Origin of the sequence: Microcystis sp. M53598_WE2, assembly GCF_030067735.1 — a bacterium.
Taxonomy (GTDB): Bacteria; Cyanobacteriota; Cyanobacteriia; order Cyanobacteriales; family Microcystaceae; genus Microcystis; species Microcystis aeruginosa.
In genome coordinates this window covers 1-1145 of record NZ_JASJFE010000748.1, presented here as the reverse complement: position 1 = coordinate 1145, position 1145 = coordinate 1, and the positions used below count along the sequence as shown (strand labels likewise).

Sequence of the window (1145 nt, the reverse complement as noted above, 5' to 3'; positions counted from 1 at the left end):
TTTTGTTGATGCCGCTCACTTCGTCATGGGAGCATTTCTCGGTTTTGTTTGGTGTTTTGAGAGACTTTTTGTTAAGTCACCGAGCGGGCGTAAACGCTTCAATGTTTTAGGAGCATTAAATGCAATAACTCATGAAGTTATTCTGGTTACGAATGACACTTATATTACAGCAACTCAAGTCTGTGAACTCCGGTCAAAAATAGCTGCTTTAGGACTAATGATTCCCATCACTCTCGTATTAGATAATGCCCGCTATCAGAAATGTAAAATTGTTAAAAAATTGGCTCTTTCTTTGTCAATAGAGCTACTCTATCTACCGTCTTATTCGCCTAATCTAAATTTAATTGAAAGGCTGTGGAAATTTGTCAAAAAGAAATGTTTATATGGTAAATATTATGAAAACTTTTCTGACTTTTCTTCAGCCATTTATGAATGTCTGAATGATGCCCATCTGAAACATAAAAAAGAACTGTATTCCTTGCTGACTCTCCGATTTCAGAAGTTTAATAAATCTCAGATTATGAACGTCTAAAGTATAGTCTCCCTTTGATTCTTTTAATTATTGTGGTCGGGGAATAACTAGGGTCTGATTCCAAAAATAAATGAATATGATCTGGCATTATTTCTAATGCGTTCTCGCGTAGCGAGCGCGTTCTCGCGTAGCGAGCGCGTTGCGACCAACCTCCAGTTATTTTCTTTGCACAGGTCAAAAATAATCGACTGCGCTCTTAACTTAATGTCCCCTTTTAATACCGCTTTTCTCCGTTTTGGACACCAGACAAAGTGATAGTTAAGTAGTGTTACCGAATGAGGATTTCTTCTATAATCTTCCATCTACCCTTGACAAATAGTGTATTTCCAACATATCCTCTATACAGGAGGTAAGTCAAGATGTACGGAGTTCAAGAAGTTCTCATCCATACAGACAGCGAGATAAGGGCTGTCTTAGAGTTTGTCTGTGAAGAAGCTAACAAGCTGGCTAATTGTGGTATTTATTATTGTCGGCAAATGCTTTTTAAGGCAGGGCGATATATCGGTAAATATGACCTTGATTCTCAGTTGAAAAATAACCCTCATTTTCGAGCCATGCGGTCATGTTGCGCTCAACAATTGCTACATGATGTTGCTGAATCTTTTTCTTCCTA

Annotated in this window: 1 protein-coding gene and 2 pseudogenes; 2 read left to right on the top strand and 1 reads right to left on the bottom strand. The window is 37.9% G+C overall.

What is annotated here, in order from left to right:
• Positions 1–532: IS630 family transposase (locus PX636_RS15340; protein WP_288117729.1), on the top strand; the 532-nt coding region annotated here is incomplete at its 5' end.
• 7 nt (positions 533–539) lie between these two features.
• On the opposite strand, the pseudogene tnpA reads toward PX636_RS15340, so the two are convergent.
• Positions 540–834, bottom strand: a pseudogene (gene tnpA, locus PX636_RS15330) (IS200/IS605 family transposase); the annotation flags it as partial.
• Between the two features lie 57 nt (positions 835–891).
• On the opposite strand from tnpA, the pseudogene PX636_RS15325 reads away from it, so the two are divergent.
• Positions 892–1145 (top strand): annotated as a pseudogene (locus PX636_RS15325) (RNA-guided endonuclease InsQ/TnpB family protein); the annotation flags it as partial.